5 protein-coding genes are annotated in these 7,599 nt (G+C 73.2%); 2 read left to right on the top strand and 3 right to left on the bottom strand.

Going from position 1 to position 7,599, the window contains the following annotated elements; all coding sequences use genetic code 11:
• Positions 1 to 2,572, bottom strand: a 2,572-nt coding sequence (locus tag GTW67_RS10090) for a sensor histidine kinase (protein WP_237518768.1), incomplete at its 3' end; no start/stop codon positions are given.
• A gap of 441 nt (positions 2,573 to 3,013) precedes the next feature.
• On the opposite strand from GTW67_RS10090, the gene GTW67_RS10085 reads away from it, so the two are divergent.
• The gene (locus GTW67_RS10085; RefSeq protein ID WP_161164459.1) at positions 3,014 to 3,805 is read left to right on the top strand and encodes a protein phosphatase 2C domain-containing protein; all 792 of its coding nucleotides are present in this window, start codon (positions 3,014 to 3,016) and stop codon (positions 3,803 to 3,805) included.
• 18 nt (positions 3,806 to 3,823) lie between these two features.
• Here GTW67_RS10085 and GTW67_RS10080 read toward each other — a convergent pair whose 3' ends face one another.
• Complete coding sequence (locus GTW67_RS10080; protein ID WP_161164458.1) at positions 3,824 to 4,318, bottom strand: MarR family transcriptional regulator; 495 nt, start codon at positions 4,316 to 4,318, stop codon at positions 3,824 to 3,826.
• 240 nt (positions 4,319 to 4,558) lie between these two features.
• On the opposite strand from GTW67_RS10080, the gene GTW67_RS10075 reads away from it, so the two are divergent.
• Positions 4,559 to 5,377: a lysozyme gene (locus GTW67_RS10075; protein WP_161164457.1), complete on the top strand. Its 819-nt coding sequence runs from the start codon at positions 4,559 to 4,561 to the stop codon at positions 5,375 to 5,377.
• A 164-nt stretch (positions 5,378 to 5,541) separates the two neighbouring features.
• Here GTW67_RS10075 and lon read toward each other — a convergent pair.
• Positions 5,542 to 7,599 (bottom strand): endopeptidase La (gene lon / locus GTW67_RS10070; protein WP_161164456.1); only part of this gene is annotated, 2,058 nt, incomplete at its 5' end.

The following is a 7,599-nucleotide window of genomic DNA, read 5'->3' as shown; positions in this document are numbered from 1 at the left end:
GCGGGAGGAAGAGCTCCATGGTGGTGTCGTCGGGGAAGTCCCTGACACCGCCCGCGCTCTCGGCCTTCGGGGCCTCCCGCGTCTCGGCGGGCTCGGCAGGCTTGGCGGCTGCCTGCGTCTCGGCAGTCGCCGTCTCGCTGGTCTCCGCGGCCGCGTCGGCGGGCTCCGGGGCGGGTTCGGCCGCCTCCGGGGCCGCCGCCTCCGTCGGCCCGGGGGCCACCCCGGGGTCGGCCGCCTCCGCCGAGGGCTCCGATTCCGCCTCCGCCTCCGCGCGCCGTACGGCCTCTTCCGCCGACGCCACGAGCGGGTCGGCGTCCGGCCGCGCGCCCTTCTCCGCGCGCCCTTGCAGGACGTTGGAGTTGGCCTCCGCATCGGCGCCCGGCAGGGTGAAGGAGCCCGTGCCGTCGGACACCGGCGCGACCGGGGCGAGAGCCGCCGGGGGCGCCGCCGCGAGCAGCGTGCTCGGCAGGACCACGACGGCCGCGACACCGCCCTGCTTCTGCTCCCGCAGCCGCACCCGCGCACCGTGCCGGTGGGCGAGCCGGGCCACCACGTACAGGCCGAGCCCGAGACCGTCCTCGCCCTCGTGCTCGTACGGCGCTTCCGGGTCGAAGTCGGTGAGGCGGGCGTTGAGCCGCTGGAGGCGTTCGGTGGCCATGCCGATGCCCTCGTCCTGGACGGAGAGCATCACCTCGCCGTTCTCCAGCAGCCAGCCGGAGACCTCGACGGGCAGGTCCGGCGGCGAGAAGGAGGTGGCGTTCTCCATCAGCTCGGCGAGCAGGTGGGAGAGGTCGTCGGCGGCGAAGCCGGCCACGTGGGCGTGGGGCGGCAGCGCGGCGATGCGGACCCGCTCGTAGCGCTCGATCTCGCTGACCGCGGCCCGGACCACGTCGACCAGCGGCACCGGGCCGGCGCTGTGCTGGATGTGCTCGGTGCCGGCGAGGACGAGGAGGTTCTCGCTGTGCCGGCGCATGACCGTGGCGAAGTGGTCGAGCTTGAACAGGGTGGCGAGGCGGTCCGGGTCCTGCTCGCGCTCCTCCAGGCTCTCGATGACGGCGAGTTGCCGCTCGACCAGGCCGAGGGTGCGCAGCGCGAGGCTGACGAAGGTGGAGCCGATGCTCTTGCGGACGACGTCGAGCTGGGCGGCGGACTCGGCGAGTTCGGCGCGCAGTTCCTCGCGGGCGTCGGCCATCTTCTGGCGCTGGCCGACGAGGTGCTTGCGGTCGGACTCCAGCGTCATCACGCGCTCGGCGAGTGTGGCGGCGTGCGCGTGCAGGGCGTTGACGGAGCGGACGACCTGGGCGAACTCGTCGTTGCGGCCGGTGAAGGCGACCGGCTCCTGGGCCGTCGGGTCCTCCGCGCCGGCGAGCCGGGCCGAGCCGCGGCGCAGCACCGAGAGCGGGCGGGTGAGGGTGCGGGCCATGGCGGTGGCGATGCCGAGGGCGAGCAGGATCAGGGCGCCGAGGGCGGCGATCCGGATCTCCAGCGCCGTCACGTCGTCGTCGCGCAGCTGCTCCAGTGCGCGGGTGCGCTTCTCGTACAGGGCGGACTCGGCACCGCGCATGGCGTCGACGCGGGCGGAGAGGGCGGCGTCCAGCTTCTTGACGGAGGTGCCGAGGTCGTCGTCGGAGAGGGTGGGCCGGTCGGTGAGGCCGGCGAGGTACTTGTCGGCGGTGTTGACCTCGGGCCCGGTGACCGTGGCGTCGAAGCTGTCCCGCGCCTCCTTGGGCGCCCCCTCGCGGAAGTCGGCGAGGGCCGCGTCGGAGCGCACCCGCGCCTGCTGGGCGGCGGCGGAGAGGGCGTCGCGCTGTTCGGCGTCGGCGTCGGAGGAGGTGACGGACTCGGTCGGCAGCCCCGTGATCGGGTCGATGACGGTCTCGGTGCTGCTCGGCACGCCGAGGGCCGCGAGCAGCAGTCCCCGGGTGGCGGAGGCCTGCTGGACCGCGGTGTCCAGCTCGGCGAGGGCGTGGGCGCCGGCGCCCGCGCGGGGCGGCATCCGGTCGGCCAGGTCCTCGGCCAGGGCGTGGAGTTCGGCGATCGCCTCGGAGTAGGCGTCGTGCGCCTGGAGGGCGGTGCTCTTCCCGGTGAGCGCCGACCGGCGCAGCGCGGCGATGGCGTCGAGGTCCTCGCGCAGCGAGGCGGGCGTGTCCGTGTCGGCGAGCAGTTCCTCCACCTGCCGGTCGACACGGGCGCTGCGCTGCTCCGAGGGTGCCTTGGACTTGGGGCGGCCCGCGGCGACGTAGGGGATGACCTCGTCCCGCTCGTCGGCGAGGGAGTGCGCGAGGGTCAGCGCGCCCTGGGTCTGCTCGGCGAGCGTCACCAGGTCCTGCGTGTCGTGCAGTTGCCCGGAGGCGGCCACGACCGACGGGGCTCCGGCGGCGGCGACGGCGGCGGCCACGACCGCCACGGCGACGATGAGCCGGTTGCGTACGTGGGTGGGACGGCCCTTGCCGACGGGTGGCGCCTCGGCCGCCGGGGTGGAGGGGGTGCCGGGGGTTCGCTCCGCGCTCCCCGCGGGGGCCGTCTGCTTGCCTGTACGACGAGGCCGCGTCTTCTGCACCGGTGCTCGCATTCCTGACTCGTGTACCCGTGGGCCCGGGTGGCGCTCCGTCAACTGGCCGGCCGGCGCGTGCACCCTTGTCCAAGCTCTGGGCTGCTCTCCCGCCGCCGACCGTGCGCCGGACGGGGAGACCGCGTGAGCAGGGCAGGCCCCCCACCGGTTCCCGACCCTCCCAGTGCCGGTGGGCGGTGGGCGCGCATCACCTGACCCGCCACCCGAAGGAGTGAACCCCGGACGGGAGTTGGCGGGCAAGTTCCCGTGGCTCGTGCGACGGGCCTGGTCCGCGCGCCGGTTGGACGTCTGCGACGGGCGGTGGCACTATGTGCCGCCACGCGTTCCCGGAGTGAAGTATTCCACCCCAAATCCGGCTGCTGACCTGCGCGACCGGGGCGCTTTCGGGGAGAGTTGCCAGCCTTTTGCGGAGCCTGTGAAGGGGTCGTGCAGACTGGCCGGATGCGTACGGAACTCGTCTCGGAACCAGGCCTCGCCGACCACCCCAACGAGGACTTCGCGAGCGTCGCGCTACCGGCCTCGGGACAGGGTGGTTCACTCGTCGTGCTGGACGGCGTGACACCGCCGAGGGGTGCGACGGGCTGTCTGCATTCCGTGCCCTGGTTCACCGCGCGGCTCGGTGGGGCGCTGACCGAACTGACCGCTTCACTCGCGGATGTTCCTCTCTCCGACGTCCTGTCCTGCGCCATCGCGCGTACCTCCGCGGCACACGCGGAAACCTGTGACCTTTCTCACCCGCGCACGCCTCAGGCAACCGTGGTCGTGGCGCGTTGGTCCCCCGACCTGGTCGAGTACCTGGTGCTGTCCGACTCGGCCCTGCTGGTGGAGGCTCCCGCCGGCACGGTCACGGCGGTGCTGGACGACCGGCTGGCCCGGCTGCCGCGCTCGGCGCTGGCCACGGACGCGATCGTGGACGCCGGCTATCGCAACAAGGAGGGCGGCTTCTTCACGGCCGCTGCCGATCCGGCGGTGGCGGCCCGGGCGGTGACGGGCAGGCTGCCGCGCGCGGAGGTGCGGACGCTGACGGCGCTGACGGACGGGGCCACGCGCTGGGTGGAGAAGTTCGGGGAGGGCGACTGGGCGGACTGCCTCGCCCTGGTGCGCAAGCAGGGCGCGCAGGCACTGGTGGACCGGGTGCGGGAGCTGGAGCGCGGGGACGCGGCGGGGGCGCGGGCGTTCCTCGGCCGCAGCAAGACGCACGACGACGCCACGGTGGTGTACGCGGAGCTGTGAACGGGCGCCCCGGCGGCGCTACTTCTCCATGCCCCGGTTGAGTTCGTGCAGCAGGCGGGCCAGTTCGGCCACCTCCCGCGGGTCCCAGTCGCCGAGCCGGCGGGCGTAGCGGGCGCGGCGGGCCTCCCGCACCCTGGTCACCCGTTCCTGTCCCTCCGGGGTCAGGGTGACCAGCCAGGCACGGCCGTCGGCGGGGTCGGGTTCGCGGGCGACGAGGCCGAGTTCCTCCAGGGCGCGCAGCTGGCGGGACATCGTGGCCTTGCCGACGCCGACGTAGGCGGCGAGGTCGGTGGCGCGCTGCCCGCCGGACTCGCCGAGCCGGACGAGGAGGCCGTACGCGGACGACTCCAGGTCGGGGTGGACCTCGCGGGCCATCTCGCCCTGGTTGGCCCGGGCGCGCCGGAACAGGACGGTCAACTCGCGTTCCAGGGCCAGGAACTGCGGTTGGTTCACACCATTCCCGGACGCGCGGGATTCGCCCTGGCGACCGCCGCCGTTTCCGTCTTCGTGCACGTCAGCCCCTGCCTCGATTTTCCCGGTCCTGAAAGTTTCCGCCACCGGCCGCCATCACCGCAGCTCGGCAAGTATTTCGCAGGCTTAGACCAACGGCGGCGTCCGGTGCCTCTTCACACCCCCCGTTCTACGTGCGTAGCGTCTTCACCGGACCTGTGAATGGCATGCTCACGCCACTCACGGTTTCTCCCCCTGCACGCAACCCCCACCGAGCACCACCGAGCCATCGGAGGCACGTTCATGCTCGTGCACAGATCCGGATCGGCCCGCGGCCGGCGTCTCGCCGCCACGGGGATTCTGCTCGCCGCCCTCTCCCTCCTCGTCGCGCAGCCCTCGTCGGCCGCCGACGTGCCGCCCCGCGGCTCCGCCCACATGGGCGCGGGCGTCCTCGCCCACGACGGACAGCAGGGCACCCCCGTCCCCGGTGACGCCACCCAGACGGAGGGCGTGGACGTCTCCGGCCACCAGGGCAACGTCGCCTGGTCGACCCTGTGGAACAGCGGGGTCAAGTGGGCCTACGTCAAGGCCAGCGAGGGGACGTACTACACGAACCCGTACTTCGCGCAGCAGTACAACGGCTCCTACAACGTCGGAATGATCCGCGGGGCGTACCACTTCGCCACCCCGGACACGACGAGCGGCGCCACGCAGGCCAATTACTTCGTCGACCACGGCGGCGGCTGGTCCCGGGACGGCAGGACGCTGCCGGGCGTGCTGGACATCGAGTGGAACCCGTACGGGGCTGCCTGCTACGGCAAGACGCAGAGCGCGATGGTGACCTGGATCCGGGACTTCCTGAACCAGTACAAGGCCCGCACCGGCCGGGACGCCGTCATCTACACGGCCACCAGCTGGTGGACCCAGTGCACCGGCAACTACGGCGGCTTCGCCGCGAACAACCCGCTGTGGATCGCCCGGTACGCCTCCACGGTGGGCACGCTGCCGGCCGGCTGGGGCTACTACACGATGTGGCAGTACACGTCGTCGGGCCCGACGGTCGGGGACCACGACAAGTTCAACGGCGCGCTGGACCGGGTCGTCGCCCTGGCCAACGGCTGAGCACCGCACCCTCCGGCCGGGGGACTGGGGGTTGCCCCCGGACAAGCACAGCAACGGCGCGCTGGACCGGGTCGTCGCCCTGGCCAACGGCTGAGCCCGGACAGGGGCGGGGCCCGGGTCTCCCTGTCGGGGACCCGGGCCCTCGCCTCTTCCGGTCGCGTCCGTCACGCCGCGACCGGAACCTCCGGCTCCGCACCGTTCACCGCCGGTGCCAGGGCCAGTTCCAGGACCTGGCGGACATCGGTGACGGCGTGGACGTCGAGCTTGTCCAGCACCTCCGCCGGGACGTCGTCCAGGTCGGGCTCGTTGCGCTTCGGGATGACCACCGTGGTGATCCCGGCCCGGTGCGCGGCGAGCAGCTTCTGCTTCACGCCGCCGATGGGCAGCACCCGGCCGGTCAGCGACACCTCACCGGTCATCGCCACGTCCGTACGGACCAGCCGCCCGCTGAGCAGCGAGGCCAGCGCGGTCGTCATCGTGACGCCGGCGCTCGGGCCGTCCTTGGGCACCGCGCCCGCCGGGAAGTGGATGTGCACGCCCCGGTCCTTCAGGTCGGCCACCGGCAGCTCCAGCTCGGCGCCGTGACTGCGCAGGAAGCTCAGCGCGATCTGCGCGGACTCCTTCATCACGTCGCCCAGCTGACCGGTCAGCGTCAGACCCGCCGCGCCCGTCTCCGGGTCGGCCAGCGACGCCTCGACGTACAGCACGTCGCCGCCCGCGCCGGTCACCGCGAGGCCCGTGGCCACACCCGGCACCGCGGTGCGCCGCTCGGCCGGGTCCTGGGCGGACTCGGGCACGTGGTGCGGCCGGCCGATCAGACCGCGCAGGTCGCCGTCGGTGACGGTGAACGGCAGCTTCCGCTCGCCCAGCTCGTGCTGGGCCGCCACCTTGCGCAGCAGCCGCGCGATGGACCGCTCCAGGGTGCGCACGCCGGCCTCGCGGGTGTACTCGCCCGCCAGCCTGCGCAGCGCGCCCTCGTCGATCGTGACCTCGTCCCCGCCCAGTCCGGCCCGCTCCAGCTGGCGCGGGAGCAGGTGGTCGCGGGCGATGACGACCTTCTCGTCCTCGGTGTAGCCGTCGAGGCGGACCAGCTCCATGCGGTCGAGCAGGGCCTCGGGGATGGCCTCCAGGACGTTGGCGGTGGCCAGGAACACGACGTCGGACAGGTCGAGCTCGACCTCCAGGTAGTGGTCCCGGAAGGTGTGGTTCTGCGCCGGGTCGAGCACTTCGAGCAGGGCCGCGGCCGGGTCGCCGCGGAAGTCGGAGCCCACCTTGTCGATCTCGTCCAGGAGCACGACCGGGTTCATCGACCCGGCCTCCTTGATCGCCCGCACGATCCGGCCGGGCAGCGCGCCGACGTACGTACGCCGGTGGCCGCGGATCTCGGCCTCGTCGCGGACGCCGCCGAGGGCGACGCGGACGAACTTGCGGCCCATCGCGTGGGCGACGGACTCGCCGAGGCTGGTCTTGCCGACGCCGGGCGGGCCGACGAGGGCGAGCACGGCACCGCCGCGCCGCCCGCCGACGACGCCGAGACCCCGGTCGGTGCGCCGCTTGCGCACGGCCAGGTACTCGGTGATGCGCTCCTTCACGTCCTGAAGGCCCGCGTGCTCGGCGTCCAGGACCGCCTGGGCGCCCTGGATGTCGTAGGCGTCCTCGGTGCGCTCGTTCCACGGCAGTTCGAGGACGGTGTCCAGCCAGGTGCGGATCCAGGAGCCCTCGGGCGACTGGTCGGAGGATCGCTCCAGCTTGTCGACCTCCTTGAGGGCGGCCTCGCGGACCTTCTCGGGCAGGTCGGCGGCCTCGACGCGGGCGCGGTAGTCGTCGGACTCCTCTCCGTCCTGTTCGCCGTTCAGCTCGCGCAGCTCCTTGCGGACGGCTTCGAGCTGGCGGCGGAGCAGGAACTCGCGCTGCTGCTTGTCGACGCCCTCCTGGACGTCCTTGGCGATGGTCTCGGCGACGTCCTGCTCGGCGAGGTGGTCGCGCAGCTGCCGGGTGGCGAGCTTCAGCCGGGCGACCGGGTCGGTGGTCTCCAGGAGTTCGACCTTCTGCTCGGTGGTGAGGAAGGGCGAGTAGCCGGAGTTGTCGGCGAGCGCGGAGACGTCGTCGATGGCCTGGACGCGGTCCACGACCTGCCAGGCGCCGCGCTTGCGCAGCCAGGCGGTGGCGAGGGCCTTGTACTCCTTGACGAGTTCGGCGACCTGGCCGGGCAGGGGCTCGGA

Origin of the sequence: Streptomyces sp. SID5910 (genome assembly GCF_009862125.1) — a bacterium.
Taxonomy (GTDB): Bacteria; Actinomycetota; Actinomycetes; order Streptomycetales; family Streptomycetaceae; genus Streptomyces.
This window is presented reverse-complemented; position numbering and strand designations above follow the sequence as displayed.